The organism is Paenibacillus kribbensis (assembly GCF_001705305.1).
Lineage (GTDB): Bacteria > Bacillota > Bacilli > Paenibacillales > Paenibacillaceae > Paenibacillus > Paenibacillus kribbensis_B.
Map to the genome: position 1 here is coordinate 554,778 of NZ_MCBP01000003.1, position 20,432 is coordinate 575,209.

19 protein-coding genes are annotated in these 20,432 nt (G+C 43.5%); 14 read left to right on the top strand and 5 right to left on the bottom strand.

All coding sequences use genetic code 11. From position 1 onward, the window contains the following. Positions 1-11: 11 nt before the first annotated feature. From BAZ21_RS08470 to BAZ21_RS08530, 13 genes are all read left to right on the top strand, one after another. Entirely contained in the window at positions 12-1,097 is a 1,086-nt protein-coding gene (locus BAZ21_RS08470) for a cell adhesion protein (protein ID WP_176718124.1), read from the top strand. 14 nt (positions 1,098-1,111) lie between these two features. Next, positions 1,112-1,945, top strand: coding sequence for a hypothetical protein (locus BAZ21_RS08475; protein WP_068498937.1), 834 nt, complete (start codon positions 1,112-1,114; stop codon positions 1,943-1,945). A gap of 107 nt (positions 1,946-2,052) precedes the next feature. Continuing rightward, a complete protein-coding gene (locus BAZ21_RS08480; RefSeq protein ID WP_068498939.1) occupies positions 2,053-3,273 on the top strand; it encodes a hypothetical protein in 1,221 nt (406 codons plus the stop codon). Positions 3,274-3,526: 253 nt separating this feature from the next. Then, a complete protein-coding gene (locus tag BAZ21_RS08485) occupies positions 3,527-4,021 on the top strand; it encodes a hypothetical protein (protein ID WP_010349351.1) in 495 nt (164 codons plus the stop codon). A 36-nt stretch (positions 4,022-4,057) separates the two neighbouring features. Continuing rightward, on the top strand, positions 4,058-4,675 hold the full coding sequence (locus BAZ21_RS08490) for a hypothetical protein (RefSeq protein ID WP_068498941.1): 618 nt from the start codon (positions 4,058-4,060) through the stop codon (positions 4,673-4,675). Next, complete coding sequence (locus BAZ21_RS08495) at positions 4,660-7,437, top strand: filamentous hemagglutinin (RefSeq protein ID WP_068498942.1); 2,778 nt, start codon at positions 4,660-4,662, stop codon at positions 7,435-7,437. The genes BAZ21_RS08490 and BAZ21_RS08495 overlap by 16 nt, the downstream gene beginning before the upstream one ends. A gap of 36 nt (positions 7,438-7,473) precedes the next feature. Further along, complete coding sequence (locus tag BAZ21_RS08500) at positions 7,474-11,478, top strand: DNRLRE domain-containing protein (RefSeq protein WP_068499047.1); 4,005 nt, start codon at positions 7,474-7,476, stop codon at positions 11,476-11,478. 93 nt (positions 11,479-11,571) lie between these two features. Beyond that, positions 11,572-11,766, top strand: coding sequence for a hypothetical protein (locus BAZ21_RS08505; RefSeq protein ID WP_068498945.1), 195 nt, complete (start codon positions 11,572-11,574; stop codon positions 11,764-11,766). Positions 11,767-12,285: 519 nt separating this feature from the next. Continuing rightward, entirely contained in the window at positions 12,286-12,822 is a 537-nt protein-coding gene (locus tag BAZ21_RS08510) for a sigma-70 family RNA polymerase sigma factor (RefSeq protein WP_068498947.1), read from the top strand. A gap of 168 nt (positions 12,823-12,990) precedes the next feature. Then, the gene (locus BAZ21_RS08515) at positions 12,991-13,443 is read left to right on the top strand and encodes a hypothetical protein (RefSeq protein ID WP_068498949.1); all 453 of its coding nucleotides are present in this window, start codon (positions 12,991-12,993) and stop codon (positions 13,441-13,443) included. A 38-nt stretch (positions 13,444-13,481) separates the two neighbouring features. Next, on the top strand, positions 13,482-13,817 hold the full coding sequence (locus BAZ21_RS08520; protein ID WP_068498951.1) for a hypothetical protein: 336 nt from the start codon (positions 13,482-13,484) through the stop codon (positions 13,815-13,817). A gap of 65 nt (positions 13,818-13,882) precedes the next feature. Further along, complete coding sequence (locus tag BAZ21_RS08525; protein WP_068498953.1) at positions 13,883-14,230, top strand: hypothetical protein; 348 nt, start codon at positions 13,883-13,885, stop codon at positions 14,228-14,230. Positions 14,231-14,288: 58 nt separating this feature from the next. Then, positions 14,289-15,248, top strand: a complete 960-nt coding sequence (locus BAZ21_RS08530) for a sigma-70 family RNA polymerase sigma factor (protein WP_256020146.1) — start codon at positions 14,289-14,291, stop codon at positions 15,246-15,248. 145 nt (positions 15,249-15,393) lie between these two features. Here the strand turns inward: BAZ21_RS08530 and BAZ21_RS08535 are convergent, their stop codons facing one another. Further along, on the bottom strand, positions 15,394-16,482 hold the full coding sequence (locus BAZ21_RS08535; RefSeq protein ID WP_068498957.1) for a M24 family metallopeptidase: 1,089 nt from the start codon (positions 16,480-16,482) through the stop codon (positions 15,394-15,396). A 69-nt stretch (positions 16,483-16,551) separates the two neighbouring features. After that, positions 16,552-17,280, bottom strand: coding sequence for an MBL fold metallo-hydrolase (locus tag BAZ21_RS08540; protein WP_068498960.1), 729 nt, complete (start codon positions 17,278-17,280; stop codon positions 16,552-16,554). 202 nt (positions 17,281-17,482) lie between these two features. Between BAZ21_RS08540 and BAZ21_RS08545 the strand changes: the two genes are divergently transcribed. After that, entirely contained in the window at positions 17,483-18,004 is a 522-nt protein-coding gene (locus BAZ21_RS08545) for a GNAT family N-acetyltransferase (RefSeq protein ID WP_068498962.1), read from the top strand. A gap of 97 nt (positions 18,005-18,101) precedes the next feature. On the opposite strand, the gene BAZ21_RS08550 is transcribed toward BAZ21_RS08545, so the two are convergent. The 3 genes from BAZ21_RS08550 to BAZ21_RS08560 form a co-directional block, all read right to left on the bottom strand. Next, positions 18,102-18,545, bottom strand: coding sequence for a threonine/serine exporter family protein (locus tag BAZ21_RS08550; protein ID WP_068498964.1), 444 nt, complete (start codon positions 18,543-18,545; stop codon positions 18,102-18,104). 20 nt (positions 18,546-18,565) lie between these two features. After that, entirely contained in the window at positions 18,566-19,321 is a 756-nt protein-coding gene (locus BAZ21_RS08555; RefSeq protein ID WP_068498966.1) for a threonine/serine exporter family protein, read from the bottom strand. A 112-nt stretch (positions 19,322-19,433) separates the two neighbouring features. After that, on the bottom strand, positions 19,434-20,291 hold the full coding sequence (locus BAZ21_RS08560) for a hypothetical protein (protein ID WP_068498968.1): 858 nt from the start codon (positions 20,289-20,291) through the stop codon (positions 19,434-19,436). Between the last annotated feature and the right edge of the window lie 141 nt (positions 20,292-20,432).

Genomic DNA, 20,432 nt, shown 5'->3' on the forward strand with positions numbered 1-20,432 from the left:
ATAGAAATCTCATGGGGATTTACAAGAAATGGAGTGGATTGATTTTTGATGACACGTTCCAAAGTGGAGAAATTCATTCCCGCTACCAATTATCTCCGACAACGGCTTGTACCCTGGATACAGGCTTGCAGCAGTTAATCATGTCCCACACAGAACAGGAAACCATGCTTTTGTTTGATGCACCAAAGGATGAGCCTACCCTGCTGTTAGAAGTTACTGCTGACTATGTTCCTATTGCATACGGCGATGAAGGTGGGATTGTCATCTGGCAGGATGGCTACCATCGGCTGGAATTCCTGGAGAGTAGGGACACGACAACTCGGGAGTATAGCCGGTGGCGGGCAGAGAAGAAGGGTAACCGATGGACCTTTTATGCTAATCGCGGATTGGGGTGGGAGCTATTTGACTCGGCTGATCTGGTGGCTGAAAAAATAGGTGTCCTCTTAAAAAATCCACAACGTGATGAATACGAGAACCTCGGTTTAGACAGGCTTGTGCTATGCAAAAGCAACAAAATAACGCTGGGAAATTTGCCGGAAGGCTATTCCGTATTTTTATGCGATCCTGATGGATATGCCATTGCTTCCTCCAAAGTAGAGCCCACGTGGACAGGGGTACAAATGGAGCTTCCGACCGTACCCTTTAGCGGAATGCTGAGAGTCTATGATGAAAATGGCGTCCTTTTATCCAGCCTTGGCGCTATGGACATGTATGGAGGTGATCTGTATCTGTATGGTACCGATCTTCGTGTTCTTTGGAAGGATAAAGAGCTTAGTTTAAGCGGGGAAACCTACCTGGGCACGATGTATGACAATATCATTCAGGTGCAATTGGAGCTATATAATCCCTCCAAAAATAAGCAGGCTGAGCAAATCTCGATGGGGATTCTGAAATATCTGGAGGAATTCGGCTATGAATGGGCGGATTTGAGCCTTGATGATGGAACGGATCATCCGCAAGGGGACTATATGCAGCGACTCCCTATGGGGACTCTGCCACCCGAAGGCAGGATGAAATTCTGGATGAAGGTAGAACGCAAAAATGAGCACTTTGGCATTAAGCCTCTTCATTTTATTTTGGATATTACTCATGTATAAGGAGGTGTTGGATTTTGGCAGGTACGAAGATGATGTTGCGCAGATATGGAAATGAAATCATCTATTGGGACGAACAGGAGATTATTGTGGATCAGGCCTACCTGGACAAGCATAAAGACTTGTACATCCGTCTGACACATCCTTATATATTGGGTACAAGGATGCTGGATGTATATTTGAATGGGCAGCATTTGCTGGCTCAGGGCGGATATGAGGAAGTAGACGAAAACACGATTCGTCTTGATTTGGGCATTTATCCGCAGGAGCATCCACTGGCAGGACAGCACATTCCGCTTGTGATGGATGATGAAATATACATCCGTACCTGGAAGCCTGAGTATCGTCAGGGGGGCGGAAGCGGTATTGATGATCTCAGGTTCAAAAGGTTGGAGGAAGAGATCGTCTCGGCCCGTAAATATACGGAGCGTGATGTTCAGTTTCACCAGTTGGATGACAGGCTGGATTATATCCAAGAGCGGGCAGAGGCCAAAACGATGGTATTTGTACTGGAACGGGTTCCGCTAGGGCCCTGCAAATATGAAATGAGATTCCCGTTTGAAGGGAAGATCAAGGAGATATATGCTTCTTGCGGAGTATACGGGACAAGTAAAAGTGAGTTTTCCATTGAAAAATGCTCACAGCTCGACTATGAAACGTTACCGAGCTGGACTAATATTCTCAGTCGCAACCTGACCATCCAGGCAGGTGAAAAATCCAGCAATACGAGTCATTTACCTTATATTCTTTCTGATCCTATGATTCACAAGAACGATCATTTTCGTATTAACACTCATGCAGTAGGTGAAGGATTAAGAGGCTTGACGCTGGAAATCGTCGTTACTATATAAAAAATATTACTGCAATATCGGATAAGAAGGCATAAAGCAAACTTATATTGCATTCGTAACAAAACATAAAAGAGGATTTGCAAAATCCCGACAAGGAGAGATGAGTTATGGCAGGAACGAGAGGTATTGCCAGATTCCGTGGTGAGCAGTTGAACAACAAACTGTTGCGGGATCAACATTTTGATGAAGCGAATAAGATTGCAGAGAAGTACATTGACCTCCAGTTTCATAATCACCGTGAAATTTTGGAAGACACCAAGATTGATGTATTTGTACAGGTGAATAAAAAAGCGGTTGCCGGCAGCACACAACTGGATGTATCGGGCGATATCGGCACAAGAACCGTCTCGACCGGAGACAAAGTGGAAGGTGTCGTGCTGACAGAGAAGGTGCAGCTTCGCGCCGCAGGTACAGACAGCCCGATCGGAGACAGCGATTCTGACGTGGTATATGGTCGTCTTGAAGAAAGTAAAGGCAGCTTCCTTCTGAAATTTTATAGTATAGAAGGGGGCAAAGAGCAGCCATACACATTTGATGCAAAAGCGGGCGAGATTGATTATCGTTTTGTAATTCGCACGAATTTGTCTGTCATTCCTCCTGATGCAATTATTCGAGGCGGTAGCGGTTTCGTGGAAGGGGCCACCGATGCCAAAGCCTATATGAACCTGATTCAGTTGATGAAGGATGTGTATGGCTCGACGGGCACGCTCGACAATGACGGTAATTCGAATCTGGGAGTTTCAATTCAAGACCAGCTTAGCCAGGAGGTACAGGATCGCAAAGATGCGGATCAGGCCATCCAGGATCGGTTGGCTTCTGCTGCAGGCGCACAACTAATCGGGGTTGCAACAGATTCCAACTATAGCGGAGTGACTTTACAAGCTGCTCTCAGCAATTTAGCGAAGCGCTTGAAATCTTCTGAGGATTTGATGAATGGGATCAGTGATCGGGATGCGGATTCCGCAAGCGGCTATTTCAAAGCAGGGGCTTTTGGTAATGCGGAAGGTCGTATTCTTGATTTGGAAAAGGCTGCGGATGCTGCATTCAAAGCATTGAGTGTGAAAGTGGGCACGATCGAAGCGGCAGCTGAAGAAGAGGTATTTGAAGCCGTTGGGGGCGAGACGGAATACACGCTAAAGAAGGGAAAAGCCAAAGATAAAACGGTACGTCTGGCCATCAACGGGCAGCTCCAAACACCAGGTATTAACTTTACCTATATCAAGGATGAAGGCGGATTGATTACAGGTTTTAACTTTACGCCAGATACGTTGAAGGTTGTCGAAAATGTACCGGATGTTCTGTTTATTCAGTATCAAAAGGCTGAATAAGCAACTCTAATTCTATTTTCCCGAAAAAATAGCTCTTTATATCAGTTATAGCAGCACCCCTTGGAAGCGCTGAAAGAGTACATGCTCATTCGCAGCATTTAAGGGGTGTACTTGTGTCCACCTCTAAAGAATTTTGTAGGTTTTATGTCCGCACAATGTTAGTTTTCATTGCAAGTTACTTATATTGAGTATGCCATGAAAAAAGTGGCGAAGGGTTTTATTTTATCTTTTCTAAAATGAAGGAGGAAAAAACATGCCAGCACCAGCAGTATCATGGCTTAAAACAGACAACGTAACAACACTATCCAAATGGGAGATCGGGACGATAGACGCGGGATCTTCTTCCCCATCTTTGGGTGTACTTATTTGGAATAACCGTGGGAACGCAAATAACGATTTTTCTACCATGACCAATTGTACCATTACAACCAAGGATAGCTCAGGTGGAGATAGTGGTGAGTTGGTCCTGAATACATGGATTCAGGTACGTGTAGATAGTATGGGGGAGTCCAGCTTTACTTCAATTGGCGGGACAGCAACGAAAGTCATTCAGGCTGGCGGGAATACGGTCAATTCCAAGGGAACCTTTTCGCCGGGAAACAAGGAAATTTTGGGTGTTATCAACGATGGCTCCGTAGGGAATTCCAAAGGCAATTACACACAAGTGACACTACAAGCAAGCGTTCCGGCTACGGCCACAGCAGGTAATGTCAACTTTCTGACACGCGTGGCCTATCAATACGTCTAACAACCGATATCCAATACAATGGGAGGAAGAATATCTATGTTTGCACAATGTAACGGATATTCTCCTGTGTCACAGGATTTTATTTGGCTAGGTGAGTACGCGGACGGTACTCACCTTTCTGAGTATGATTTTGTCACTCAGGCAGAAAACAGCTTTTATACCATTCAAAGAGAAAAATTGATCCGCTTTGGTATGATTGGGCATGGTCAGGCCTTCTTCTTTGAAAGTGACGGTATTTTCAAACTGGCTGGCAGGATGGTGGAGTTGGTATATTCAACGCCGGACAAAGACTATCACCTGACAGGTAATGTGTTTCAATCCTACAGAGACATTATTGCATATAAGGATGCGGAGGCATCCGGGTTACCCAACTACAGCCCTGCTGCAGCAGGAGAAAAAGGTGTAATGAGCAGTACGATTACCCAATTTAATTTTGGATATAAGGCGGCACTCGTGTTTGACCAGGTTGAATTTCATGTCAAAGCGATCTGTAAGATTCCATTCAACGCACCCGTTCATATGGCATTGAGACTAGTGTCCAATACGGAACTGAATGGCAAATTACAGGTCAAGGTAAACGGCTTGGTTACACAGGAATTCAGTGCTCCATTAAAACCCGATATCGGAGGTGAATTGAATTGGCTGGTTCAGTAATTCGTAATTATACGATTGAAGTGGATAAAATCAATAAAAAGTCAATATTCAGTATATATTCATATCCTGTAGAAGTCCTTACTCCAAACGGCTGGGAGAACATCAGAGAAGAATTTGAAGAGCTCCAGGAAAAAAATCTGGACGATAATTATACATTAACACCTGATGAAGAGCAGATGTATCAGGAATATAAGCAATTGGCTGATTCCTTTTATGAAAATAAAATAGCATCCACGATTATTTTGGATACCGTCGATCCGACGGGAATTGACATCGTGGGCAGAGACCGGGTGCAGCATGTATTGGATGCGGAAACCCGTGAGCAGATCCCGTTTGGCCGTGAATTTGCTTATGTGCATGGAGCCTCCAAGCTGAGCGGAACGATTATGTTACCCTATGATGATTACTCAGATGTATATGTAGTCAGCGATGCGGATGAAGATGGTACTGCCGAGCTGACCTACGTGAAGACGAAGGAAGAGACGGGCGGCGTAAGACCCTATTACGAAAAGGTAGAGGGTCAGACCTATATTTATGTAGACCATTTCTCCGGTGGTGGTGGAACGCAGGCGGATCCTTATATTGTTTCTACCGAACAGGATTTGGATGATGTACGGAAGAAGCCCGGAGCCTGGTATATGCAGGATAGAGATATTGTCATGGGCAGCTTTCAGAGTGGAGAGGGGTTCACTCCGATAGGTTCTGGTACTTCTTTATTTACAGGTGTGTATGATGGTAATGGTTACTCTATAAAAAGCTTGTACATGAATCAGGACAGGGCTTATGTTGGTTTATTTGGGTTTACCAGATACGCGACAATCCGTAATTTAAGATTAATTGATCCTAGCATCAGTAATAAAAAGGCACACACAGGAGCTTTAATAGGTTATGCGGAGAATACTTCAATATATAACTGTAATATTATTTCAGGTGTAGTCGAAGGTCAGGGTGGGTATGTTGGCGGGTTAATTGGTCATCTATATCAAGACCACCGCATTTCAACAGCCAGCATTTCAGTCATTAATTATTCGTATAATTATAAGTGTAACGTTCGATCCGCAAGCAATGTTGCAGGAGGGTTCATTGGAAATGTAAATTATTACAGTGGCGGTTTCTCAATTGCATATTGTTACTCAACAGGTAAGGTCGAGGATATCACAATAGCTCGGGAAAGAAGCAATATTGGAGGTTTTATAGGCGCTAACAATTCTTCTGCAATCACAAATTGCTACTGGGATATAGAAGCCTCCGGAGTTCCAACCAGTGCAGCGGGTATTGGCAAATTCACGTTAGAATTAAAAACGGCATCTACTTTTGAAAATTGGGATTTTTCTTATTATTGGCATATGAGTCAGGATTACAATGGGGGATATCCTGAGCATCGTCAATTTATTCGATACCCAAGCGGGACAGGCACCAAGGAGGATCCTTTCCTTATTCTGACCGAGTTTGATCTATCTCAAATGCGCTGGTTCCGCAATGGATTTTATTTCAAATTTGAAGATGATATCAAAATGACTCAATCCCAAACAAATAGCGGATTTTACCCCATTGGCTTTAATCTGACGGGGAAAGAATCGTATTTCAAAGGATATGTTGATGGTGGAGGTCGCTGTGTTGCCAACTTATTCATCTATCGTCCCAATGATTCATTTGTAAGTCTGTTTGGCTACATGATGGGCGGGTGGATCAAAAATCTGGATATCATTGATTGTAATGTTACAGGGCTTCATTATACAACAGCATTAGCAGGCCAGCTTTCCCAAGCTACCGTTAGCAATTGCCATACCGATACATTTTCTTATTGCAAAATTACAAGTAAAGGAAGTCATGGAGCCGGATTGGTAGGACAAGTAACTACGGATGGAATCGTAGAGGATTGTAGTGTAAATACAACTGTTGTAGGAGTAAGCTACACTGGAGTGTTTGCAGGCTATCTAACTGGTAATGGAATAATACGCAGATGCTATGCCTCTGGTAAAGGCGAAAGTTCAGGGGATTATCTGGGGGGATTTTTAGGCTACGGTATTAGTTCTTCTATATTGGAGGATTGCTGGACAGATGCGGAGTTAAATGGAGTGACAGTAGGCGGATTTGGTGGAAACACGGGTACCCTTACGATAAGACGATGTCTCGCGTTAGGCAAGGCATTTGCTTCCACAGGATTGAATGGATTTATTTATGCAGGGAGTGGAGCCTTTTCATATAATTACTTTGATAAGGAATTATATAAGACTACTTCCGGTACAGGGGGATCAGGCTTGACCACCCGTGAAATGAAGTACAGGGGAACCTATTCCAATGCGGCCTGGAATTTTGACGACATATGGATGATGGACCCCAAATACAATGACGGCTATCCTGCATTAAGGAAGCTTCTACCCCTTGATCTGCCATTGCTCGGCTTCCGTAATGAATTTGGCAAATACTATACGGATAATGCGGGAGAGCGGCTGCGTTACCTGGAGTTCGGTACATTAGTCGCCAGCCAAACCTCTTCCCCTAAACCAGTATGGTTGCAAAATAATGCTGATTTCCCGGTGAATCAACTTAAAACATGGGTTGATAGTGCGACGGTAGCCAAAGGGATGGAAATTGATTTAAGTATGTCGGATACTCCGTTTCTACCTGCTCAGGAATTAGCCTTTAATGGCACCTTGGCCAAGGGCAGCGCGGAAAAGTTCTATGTCCGAATCAAGTCGGATATTGTAGTGAAGACGGGTGGAACGTTTGATCTAAGGGCGAAAGCAAGCCCCATGTAATGATGTTCCAATACAATGGAATAGGGCGTGATGTTGATGTTTAGTAAGAGAGGATTAATCCTTTCCCTTCACGCTTCCCTTGCAGATCAAGGTTTGGAGGTTGGCTCCAACTCAAAACCCACTTCGCAATGGTATGATTTGAGTGGTAAAGGAAATCACGGCATACTGAACGGCTTCCAATTTACAAAAAATGATGGCTGGGTAGGAAAAAACACCCTCGCCCAGCCCTATGCACTATTTTTTAACGGGACGAGTCAATATATCCAATGTACAGGCGCGGATACCTCTAAGCCGATCACCAGTATTACCTTTGAAGTGTGGATATATTATATCGGGGGCAACGTTGTTTTGTCCTCCGGGGGACAACTGGACAATACTGAGGGGAACGATACCCAGGGCATCTTGGTCAAGTTTAGTCCTACAGGGGAGTTGGAGCTTCAGATTGCGACCAGCACGAGAAAAGCATATGCCAACTTAGGCAGATTACCCAGAAATCAATGGTATCATATTGTTGGCGCATATGATGAAATTACAGGCAATCTAGCTACTTTTCTGAATGGCGCTCCTCAGGGAAACGTGCAAGCTGAATTCGCTGAACATAGCGAAGGGCCCAATGGACTTTTTATAGGCAAGCAGAATACAGAGAATAGCCAAGGTTTTCGTGGATATATTCCCGTTGTACGAATGTACAATGTTGCGCTAACTATGGATGAAATCGTTGAAAACTATATGGCTGGTTACCTTTTGGGGATAAATCATTCTGACATGCGCATTCATGCGATCGTACCAGAAAGGCAGAATCTCACAGCATCTTTGCAAGTGGGAATTAGCACGGAGGCTCAAGGGAAGCAGACCATTATTCCTGCCGACACGGCTGACATGTCTTCATATATAGCAGTTAGAAGGCCTATTGATGTAGTCAGCAATATGCATATCAATACTCATGTTTCCGTAACATCACACTATGTGATCCATCCCAAGGATCAGGATGATGTACAGAGTGCTATTGAAGTAAAGGTGGCAGATAACCTTGCAGCCGTCCTGGGGGTGAATGCATCAGGGAAAACGGCAGTAAAGGCTCGCTACGGTATCCTGCCTGCGGATCACAGTGATGTCCAAGGTAGGATGGCAGTTAAGGTGTCCAATAATCTTGCTGCTGTGCTGAGTGTTAGCTCATCATCTATAGCAGTAGCCAGGTACGATGTGAAGCAGCTCATACCGGATGATTTGCTATCCAGCCTGGATGTTGTGCAGCAGGGATTACCTTCCTGTATGTCGGTGCAAGTGAATACTAAATTAGCTGCCCAATATAAGGTTCTTGCTGCTCAGGAGCAAGATTTCAAAGCTGTAATAGAGGTCAAACAGCCGAATGATCTGGTCAGTAGCTTGAAAATCAACACTCAAGCAAACGGCAACGGAAGATATCAGGTACGGAGAATTGAGTCTGCTAATCTCAGCTCCAACCTGCAAATTAAGTCTATTTATCAAATACATTCATCTCTATCTGTACGAACACATACTCATCTGGGCGTGAAATATGGAATAGAACCACTTGGAGCTGGAGATTTAACTTCCCTCCTAACGGTATCCAATATATCCAAACTACACAGTAGCATTCAGATCGGCAGCCATACCCGAATAATAGGTCACTATCATATTCATAAAAGTCATGTTACAGATGTATATTCTAGTCTGAAAATTAAGAAGACGGAGAATCTACCCTCACTCTTATCTATTTCATCCTGTACCCAGTCTACCGGTAGATATCGGATAACATCCCGTAGTTATGATGATCTTCCATCTGCAATGACGGTTCGAGAAGTTTCAGACATGACTTCATCCATAGGAGTTACACCCTATACCTGGATGAAAGGCAGATATGATGTTATTGAGCCTCCTACGTACACGACGATTATTTATGCTAATAAAGACGCTTTTGTTCGTGAGTCTCAGCCCAGACTAAACTATGGGGTTGAGGAACAAATGTATGTCGGATATTCTGCCTCGGCTCAGGAGAGATACAGATCTTATGTTGGTTTTGATCTGGATACTGCTTCAATTCCAGAGAAAAATACGACGATTAAATCTGCCGAGCTCAAAGTGTATTTCGATGGCCGCAATGTACCTTTGAAGGGGATACAGCTCATTGAAGCATCCAAAGAATGGTCAGAATATGGAGTTACATGGCAAAATCAACCGTTTCCATTTGGCTTTAACAGCCCGGATTCAACCTATAACGGTATAAACATTGTTCAGGATGTAGGTGGAGATTCAGGGTACATTTCTTTCGATGTGACGGATTCCATTCGTCCATGGTATGAAGGAAAAAGGCCGAATTTTGGATATATCTTTAAAGCTCTGGATGAGTTTGAAAATGGAAGTATTCGTTTTTTTACCAAGGAGCAAAAATCGTATCGCCCTATATTAGTGATTAACTACTATGATACTCGTATCTATAGTTTGGGAAGGAACAGTATAGAGGGTGGCCTTACCACTCGTGTAAGCAAGGGGTCGCAGCTTAAAGGCTCGTTACGCATTAAACAATCCTATGGAGCAACAGTTTGGAAGGGAAGCCTGTTTGTCCATAATCAAAGGGAGATCCTGGCCGATATTACAGTGACGGTACCTAACGTAAACGGTAAAGTGTCCGTAAGGCGTAAGGATAATCATTCTTTAGAGGCTCAGCTTGTTGTTGCTGTTGCACGTGAGCATTCAATAGACAGCGCTATATGGGTAAATAGGAAAATAATACCTTCTAATATGTATGTCTTTTACAGGGAGAACATCGCTTCCAGGCTGAGTGTTGCCCGCTGGGCAGCTCCGTTTCCCGAACTTCCGGCAAAGATTCTTGTCAACCGTAAGGAAACGCTTGGGTCGATCCATGTAAGAAGGATAGCGCATCAGGATATCACTTCTGGTATGGAGCTGAGTATCCCTAATATATTAGGGAGCTTAACCATCTTTCAGGGAGCAGTAAAGAAAAGCTCTATCTCAGTCCGTAGATCTCGTGAGGCGGATCTGATGGTGGAGGGGCATATACTTGATAGACAAGATATGCTGGCAGATATGAATATCCACAATCCTGATTTTTACGGCAGGCTTCAAATTGTGTTTAGCAATCAGCTCATATCTGATTTGTCTGTAAGAACAAGAGCGCATTCCGGGCTGCCTTCAACGGTCACTATACCGCATCATACCTCTTTGAGATCAAGTATAGCGATTTGGCCGAAAAAAGATGTGCCTTCAAGTCTTACTGTACTTTCAGGAAATTTGTGGGCCTCTATATCCATTCCGTACCATAAAAGAATGGATATGCAGTCACGAATTACAGTGCGAGCTAAGCTCATTTCAGATTTGGAAATTGCAGTAGGAGTAAGATCTGGCAATCTAGGCTCTAACATAAAGGTTCAAGTGGATAGCCGTACGGATCAGTCTTCTCATCTACGAATCAGACGTAGTCTTTTGGACAGTATCTTAAGTGAGCTTTACGTAAAAACTTGGGAGAAATCTGAACTTAAAGGCAAGATCAGTGCACGGAAAAGTCGTGAATCTGATAGATGGTTTCGAATCTCGGTACGTCTTTCCGATCAGCAGGATTGGGATAGCGAGCTATCGGTTCGTGTTATGGAACACCATGATCTGAATTCTGAAGTAGGGATTAGACGGGATGTAGCGTATGATCAATATAGTCACGTTACCATTCGGCATTCAGAGCAAACAGAACTTCCAGCAGATTTAGGGATTCGGGAGCATAGTCATATCACAGGCTATCTTACTGTGAGAAGGACAGCACAGAAAAGCTTGCAAAGTGGTATGAATGTGTGGGAGAAATCCGTTGTCACTGGATCAGTGGTGGTCAGACAGTATCGACAAAATGATCTTCACAGCTCTATGGACATTTGGAAGAGATCTATAATGAAAGGTCATATTTCCGTATGGCAAAAATCATTGCTATCTGGAGCTATACAGGTTCAGATTTATGACGATGTAACATCCAGTATAGAAGTGGCTACCGAATACGGTTACTGCTATATCATGTAAAATTAACCCCTGCTATCCGTAGTAGGGGTTAATTTTTACTGATTTTTACTTATATTGATCCTGACGGGAAGAAAATAGACACAGGTAGGTGATGTGGCTGGACATAAATATAATAACCGCAGTTATTGGAGTCATCGGTACAGCCATTTCAGGAGTCATAGGGAGGAAATCCATCGCTTAAGAGAAGAGGTGGCTGTGCTTCAGGCTGAAAATTTAAGCTTGCTCGCAGAAAATAGATCCTTGAATGCAAAGGTAGAGGCATTGGTAGCCAGACTTGAAGGTGGATAGGGAACAGATTTTTAGGTAGGTAGCTGGAAATAGAAGTTTATATCCAGATATCTCCTTAGTATCTAATAAAATGTTGAAACAGATCTTGTGAAACATGAAACGTTTCTTTGGATTGATTCAAAAGACTTATTTCAAAAGGTTGTATACACAAAAAAAGTAGAACAATATAACCAATTGAAATAACATCAACCAATTCTAGGAATTGACAAGGTTATATATACCTATTAGAATGAGAACAAAGGTTCGCATTTTTAAAAAAAGTAATAGATATATTGCAACTCTTCTGATAGATATGACGACTATTAGAGTAGAATCCTAAAAATTATAAATTTAATTAGGTAATTGGAACTGATACAAATGTATTACGTATTAAAAAAGAGTAGGGTATAATAAAGAAAAAAGTGGAAACTAATTGCCGAATGTTGAAATTCAGAAAGGAGACGTGATACACATTCTTGGGGAGGGAACAGAGTGAATTGAACCTATTTAATTAAAATAAACTAAAATAGGAGAGCCGCAATGATAACGACAAATGTTAGCTCATTTAACCCAGATACCTTAAATCATATTTTTAACTTTATACTGCGTGGTGTTAACGAGGAGGATCGAGAAGATGTAAAACAGGATTCTATCGTTCAAATTCTGACAGCAATCCACAAAGGCAACATAAAAAAGGATATATCTACTTTTTCACATACAGTCATTAAACGTTCTGTAGTTGACTATTATCGTAAAAAAAAACGTAAAATCACACAATACAGTACAATCGTTAACTTTTGCGATGGCGTAGATGAAGAAGACTCAATGGCCAATTATTACTCGGTTCAAGTGAATGATTACGGGTTTAAATTAACAGACGTAAAAGTAGACTATTTAAGCAATCGTGACAGATTCACAAAACAGGAGCAACGAGTCCTAAATTTTATGTTATTCACTGAAGAGGGAATGGATATGAAGCCTACAGAAATCGCCCATTATCTTGATATTCATAAATCGCATGCTTGTCGAGCTATGAAAAAACTAAGGGAACTCTATAAAACTGAGCTTGAAAAATAAATAATCTGATATACGACTATCAGAAAAAAAATCCAATCCAAAAGAGAATAGAAAGGCACTACGCACTGCCCCTTACTATACATTCTAAGTATACATATCTGACTGAGGCATTGCAAGTGAATGATTCTGAAAATTTAATGAAAATTGTTAAAGAGGAGGGTAATTTACATGCTGAGTCGCTATATAGTTGGTGGAAGATTAGATCCACCTTTCTATCCTACCAAAACAAAGCCCTGCATAGCAAGCCGAAGAGTTGATATAGATGGTTTAAGGGCTTTAGAAAGTAAAAGGATGGTAACAGACACCTTTAAGATATCCAATGATCTGGAATTTTTCGCTATTTCAATAAAGGCAGATACGATTACCCCTGCCGATTACTGGTCCTTAGTGGTTGATGAAAAGTTAATTGTTAACCACGTATATTGTAAAGATTATAGTGAAGGCCTCTATTTTCAAGTAGCTCATCCTGTAAAGGGAGGGCGAGAATTTCGTTTTGAATTTTACACGGAGAGTGCTGAACGCAAAAGAATAGAAATATCCTACTATTTTTTGACAGACCCGGAGGTTGTCCTTCATCTGAATGGTCTAACGGACCAAAACTATGATCTATTCTCTATCTGACCGGGTCTAAAAAAAGTGGTCTAGGGAGGTTATAGAACGTGATCGGCTATATGAATAAATGCCCCCACTGTGGGGCGGAATCTTCTTTTGTTCCTGAAGAGATGGAATGTGATCAATCCCTTGTTCTTTGGTGTAAGCACTGTGGGGATTATATTAATCAGACCATAACGCTGGAATCTCTGAGAAGGTGGTGGGCAAGATACGACGCAGGCGAAGATGCATATAAGCCGCCGGTGAGCAAGAATACCTTGCTGAAGTTTGAAAAGCTGGAACAAGAGTTAGCAAATGAACCTGGCTGTAACCTGAATCGGGTGGAAATACATCTCAAGGATTTTACGAATTACCACTACACTGATGTTGAAGAAACACAGTAGACAGAGTTAATTGTATCACTATATGAATTTTTAAATGCAGCTAAATCAATTGTGGAGGAAATGATATGAACTATATGAACAACAACATGTATCAGCAAGATGGGGAAGATTCTGATTCAGTAGATTTTATACAAATTTTTAGCAAAATTCAGAGAGTTGTTAAAGAGAATAAGGAGCTTAAAAGGAAAAATCATCACCTAATTTCCCAAAATAGACAGCTTGCAGCCCGTCATCAATTGCTTGAACTACAAATGAATGAATATATGTCTCTGGCTCAGGATATGGAGCAGCAGCTTCTTACCCAGCGTGAGTATGTATTGGATTCTATGGAAACTAATCAAGCGCGTTCAAAGAATTTTTTATACTTGGATGATTCCGGCCATACGTATCTCATTAACTATTCAGATGAATAAATTCTAAAAAGGTAGACCGACTAGTGAATTCATTATACTGATATCGCCAGAAAACGGGGTGAACGAATTGCTCAGTGATACGTATGTACAATTAAGAAAACCTGCTGTGAAGGATATGCATAATATAAAGCTGATCTGTGCCTGTAAAGAGAACAAAGACCTTCTTGGAGAATTTCTGCAAGAGAATCGGAAGTTTATGTTTTCAATTATTATGCGATATAAGGGAAGTATAGAAGAGCTAAAAATGAAATTTAAGGTTACAGAAGACGACTTATATCAGCATGCATGTATAGGATTACTAACGGCACTCAAGGATTTTGATATTCATCGAGGAATTAAATTTACTACGTATGTAGTAAGGCCTATTCTATGGGAGGTTAATCAATTATTATATAGCAACTCACAAGAGGTAAGACTTAGTCGGGGGGCTATTGATATGATCCGAAGGATGGTAGAAATTGAAGACACCCTAGGCTACAGGCCGTGTGAGCAAAAAATGGCGAAGTTTCTTCAAGTTCCTATAGAGCGTTACAGAGAAGTTGCTCAATTCAGTGATGCAATGGAACATATTGAATCCATAGATAACTTTGAAGCTACAGACAACTCACAAAGTAACATCGATGAGCATGTGGTTAATAGGGTATATGTCCAACAACTGTTATGTAGTTCTCTGTTTACAGAACACGAAAAAACGGTAATGCGCTTAATAATGCAAGGAGCTAATAACTCCCGGATATCGGAAATACTCCACGTATACCCCATGACAATTAGCAGGACATTAACACGCATCAGAAAGAAAATAGACAAACAAAAACAGGATGCAGAGAATACCCAAATCGAAACTCAATCCAAATACAGAAATGAAATTGACTTAATTGTAGAGAAAAGTAAAGAGCAAAAACAGGTGTTGAATGTTACAGACATTCAAGATGCACTTGAAATATCCGGCTACGATATTTCAAAGTATTCAAAGCGAGTTCTTTACTATATCCGCAAAAAAGTAAAACTAGCTATCTGAATTATAGCAAAGTTACACACAAATCACAACTGCTCTCAGGATAAAATAAGGAAAATAAAGCGTATTTTTATTGAGTACTAGGATCAAAAGGGAAAAAGCCCATGCATTTTAAGCATGAGCTTTAATATGAAAAAAGAAATCAAACTTATCCCAGCACCGTCAGCTCTTTTGGAAAAGAAGTCAATACTTCTACACCATCAGAGGTAACCAGGACGTCATCTTCAATCCGCACACCGCCGAGACCTGGCACGTAGATGCCCGGTTCTATCGTGAACACAAAGCCTTCATGAAGCAGGTCATTATTGCCTCCGTGGACAGATGGGTATTCATGAACACTCATGCCAAGGCCGTGTCCAACCCTGTGGTTAAAGGCAGGACCGTATCCGGCGGCTTCAACAACAGCGCGTGCGGCCAGGTCTACAGAAGCGCAGGTTACTCCCGGGCGAATGGCGGCAATTCCGGCTTCGTTCGAGCGGAGAACCGTATTATATATCGTTTCCAGCTCAGCCGACAGCTTTCCAAAAGCAAAAGTACGCGTAATATCCGAAGCATATCCATCGGAATATACACCCATATCAAACATGAGCAGATCGCCGTACTGCAGCTTGCGGGTGCCTGGAACACCATGGGGGAGAGCTGTTTTGGGTCCAGACAGCACCGTGGTGTCAAAGGACGGACCGTCTGCTCCGATTTTTTTCATTTGGTATTCGATTTCGGCCACCAGCTCGACTTCCGTCACGCCTTCACGTACATGAGTTAAGCCGTGACGAAGAGCATCTTCCACCAACCGGGCAGCATGTTTGAGACGTTGTACTTCCTCGGGAGTTTTTCGCACACGCATTTCTTGAAGCACAGGACCCAAATCCACATATTGAGCAGCGCCAATCGCAGTATGTAGTTGTTCGTAACGGAGAACGGAAACGTGTTCCTTTTCCAGTGCGAATGCTTTCACTCCGCTACCTGTGCGTTGGCGCAGCAGATCATACGGATTGTCCGTGTCGGTGTGGGTCGATATGCGGGTTACGGAAGAAGCGGCTTGGGCGGCCTCTGCATCCAGGGCAGGTACGATCAATTCAGGCTCTTGATCGCGAAGCAGTACCAGGCCGAGAAAGCGCTCATGCGGCTCACTGGCAAAGCCCGTCAGGTAGTAAATGTGCTTGGGATCAGTCACGAGTAGGCCGTCCCAGGCTTGTGACTTCAGTTCATCATACAGCCGGGTTATTTTATCATTCATTCAGATTCATCCCTTTCTATATTATTCATTATAGCTCTTCATGCATAATGATTTGTAGCTTTGAATCACTTATCCCCGTTCCTGACTTAATGCTTGGAGGCGAGCCTGTACATTCTGATCATAAAAACCACCATGGTAGCAGAGTACCTTCTCAGCATCCAATACAGTCAGTTTATCTAGGCTCTTCAAGGCCAGTGGCATATCCGGCGTAGCCGATTCAGCGGGGCCAACCAGTTCACCCTCGACTACACGCAGCTCATCCGCTGCCAAAAGCAGCTTTTGTGCGGGTACATACAAGCTGATATGCCCTGGTGTGTGGCCTGGTGTATGAATAATCTGTACTCCTCCACCATAAGGCAGATGCTCGCCGTCCTCAAGAATATGAGCAAAGCGCAAATCTGGCAGGCGTCGAATCATATCCTCGGCTTGCTGCTTGAGCGCAGTATCCATCAGATTTATCCGTTCCGGCGTCAGCTTCACAAACGGCCTTTCCCCTGTCATGTAAGGAACGTCATCTTTATGAGCCAGCAGAGCCGTATTCGGCAGCAAGTCCAGCAATGCGTGAACATTCCCGATATGGTCAATGTCCTGGTGTGTTAAAATAATTCTCTTCAGGCGGTTGATATCTTCCCCCGCATCAACAATGGCTTTGCGCAATGGTTCCAATTGGCCGAGCATCCCTGTGTCAATCAGCGTAAGTCCGTCCTCATCCTTGAGCAGCACAGGATAAATGGTTGTTTTTCCAAAAAAGGATTCCATAGGTACTTCCAGAATCAAGATTTGAGTTCCAATATTCATATTAAGCTGCCCCAGAATCCTTTGAACTCTGAAGCATACCCCCTTGTCTCATGTTGTTAAATGGGTTGACTATGTTGTTGTATGTCTTAAATTCTATTATAGAGCCCTTTGTGTCTAATCCGCAAAAACAACTCGATATGGCTGTTCCGGCGCTTGTCTTGTACAATGAATAAATCACTACTACAGGAGGCGGATATGAACGATGAATCAGGCACAATCTTTTTCCATTGAATTTGCGCGCAGGGAGGACCTTCCCGATATTGTGGACATTTATAATTCTACGATTGCGGGTCGAATGGTTACGGCAGATCTGGAGCCGGTGACGGTGGAAAGCCGTATTCCGTGGTTTGAAGCTCATCAGGAAAACCATCGTCCGTTGTGGGTTTTGAGGCAAAAAGGGGGCATTGCCGGATGGGCCAGTCTTCAATCCTTTTACGGGCGTCCAGCTTATAACGGTACGGCAGAAATCAGCATCTATGTTCACGAAGCTTCCCGTGGAACCGGAACAGGAAGTCGTCTGGTCCAGCATATGCTGCATGAATGTCCTAAACTTGGTGTTACAACGCTGTTGGGATTTGTATTTGGTCACAATGAGCCGAGTATTGCGTTGCTGCGGAAGTTTGGATTTGAACAATGGGGTTATTATCCGCGTGTTGCCATACTGGATAACGTTGAGCGGGATTTGGCCATATTGGGTAGACGAGTGGATGATGTTGAGGGATAAACGGAACAACAAACGAACGTGCAAAGATAGTTAACGTAGAAGGCTGTCTCCAAGGCTCATACACTGAAAGGTGCGTGATTTTGGAAGCAGCCTGTTTTCATTGCTTTTTAATGTGAGGTCTAAAACGTATGCTGCGAAAAATTTGATTGATTACTTCAGATAACACCAATCCGACAGCAATGGCCCCTGCGATCATCAGTGTGCTTATGGCCAGCTCCAGTGCCTGGGGATAATTATGCTGTACAAACTGACGCATGGCATTATAGGCCATGCCCCCTGGAACGAGTGGAATCATGCCTGCCACGCTGAAAATAATCACGGGCATTTTGTACAGTCTCGCAAAGCCTTGACTGACAATGCCGATAAGGACCGTTGCCAGCAGGCTTGCGCTCACAGGTCCCATACTACCCGTGGTCCAATAATAGACGAGCCAGCCCAGCATACCGACAAAACCGCATTGCAGCAGCGAGCGCCGGGGAGCGTGGAAAAGAATGCCGAAAGCAGCGGTGGCAATAAAGCTTGTGAATAATTGTGCAAGCATAAGCCTGGATCTCCTCCGAATCACATATACGTAATGATAACTGCAACGCCAGCCCCGATGCCAAAAGACGTCAGGCATGCATCAGCACCCTTGGAAAGTCCCGAAACGAGATGTCCGGCCATTAAATCACGGATGGCATTGGTAATTAACAAGCCTGGCACCAGTGGCATGACAGAGCCAATAATGATTTTGTCCATCATCTGTCCCCAGCCTGCTATCGTGAGCAAAGCCGCCAGCAAGCCGATCAAAAAAGATGCGGAAAACTCTGAGAAAAATTTAACCCTAACGAGTCTGTGAAAATATTGCACGGATGCGAAGCCAATACCACCGCACAGCACGGCTGCGGGGAAGTCTCGCCAGACTCCACCAAACATAATCATAAAACAACCGCTAGCCAGAGCCGCGGCTACCAGCTGTACACGATTGGAATAGCGGAGAGGACCACCTTCAATCTCCGAAAGCTCCTTTACGGCATCGCGGGGAGACAAGTTACCTGTGCTGATTTTACGTGAAATGGAATTCACCTCGGTCACCTTGTGCAAATCGGTGGTCCGCTCTACGATGCGGATGAGCTTGGCAGGCTCCGAGTTGTTAATGGCAAAAAAAATCCCGGTCGGTGTTACATAGCTATGGGACTCGGGTATACCGTAGGCCAAGGCAATGCGGGACATTGTGTCTTCGACGCGATAGGTTTCAGCTCCATTTTGCATCATGAGTTTGCCGGCCAACAGACAAACCTCGACGATCTCAGGAGTAGGATAGGAATGATTATTCATGCTCGCTCTCTTTCATGCGTACCGGGTCGTTTGACCCTATTATTTTCATTTATTGTAGCACAAAAAGCCGCCTTTTCAGAGGCGGTGATGCTGGGGAAATTCAAGAATTCGTTTAAGATTCCACCGTATCCGGAATAACTGTATAATAGGACTCTTCCAAATATGCTGCGGCATCAGACAGGCCCATAGATTTAAGCTGTCCTGCTACAAAAGCACGAAGGGCGGAGTGGGTGAACAGATGCCGTGTCTGGGCATTCCGAATAAAAGCCAGCCTGGCTTCGCATGATCCGTTGCGAAACAACTCACGCACAGCTTCACCTTGCTGCTCCCAATGGAAGGGCTCTGCCACGCTCAAAAGGGCATCTTCTGCATTAAAAGAGTGATGCTTTGCAGTAGAAAATCTCCGAATGCCCAAGCCGTTCAACGTAGGAGCCGCCTCATTTTGCTTCCGTTCCGTTCGCAAACGGTCGATGTAGACAGCCATATCCTGAATGGGCTGAATACCGAAGCGTTCTCGAAAGCACTCGCGTACAAACAGGGTACGTTCATCTGTAGCTTGAGGCACTCGCTGACTCATATATCCAGAATAGTCCTCACCATTGGCGTAGTACCGTTTTAATGAACTATTTTCTGTGTAAACCACGTTTAAAAAATCCTGCAAATGACGGGCAACCACCCATACACCTGTCCAATCAACGGGGGATACGCACACAATGGGAGCCTGTAAAAGATCCTTTTCAAGTCCAAAATCGGTTAAAAAGCCATAATGTATTCCGTCTACACCTGCATGGGCAAAAGGAATGACATCTGGCGGTGTAGCCATATATCGGGGTGCCGGGCCCTGCTCCATAATCAGTCCCAAATCATAACCCAGAGAATGCCGGTTCGCTTCAAGCTCCTGTTCAAATTCGATAAGTGCCTCAATCAAAGGTGTAGCTGATCCATAGGCTAAGTTAGAACCGGAATTCATCATGTATGCCTCCCTTTTCCAAGTACATCCGTAAAGCGTTCATCCCTAAAAGGTACGTGATTTTACACGGAATGTAAACCTGTATAATGGAACTTTAACAAAAATGTGACCTTTTACCTGTGTGTGGTCTTTTCAGTGTAT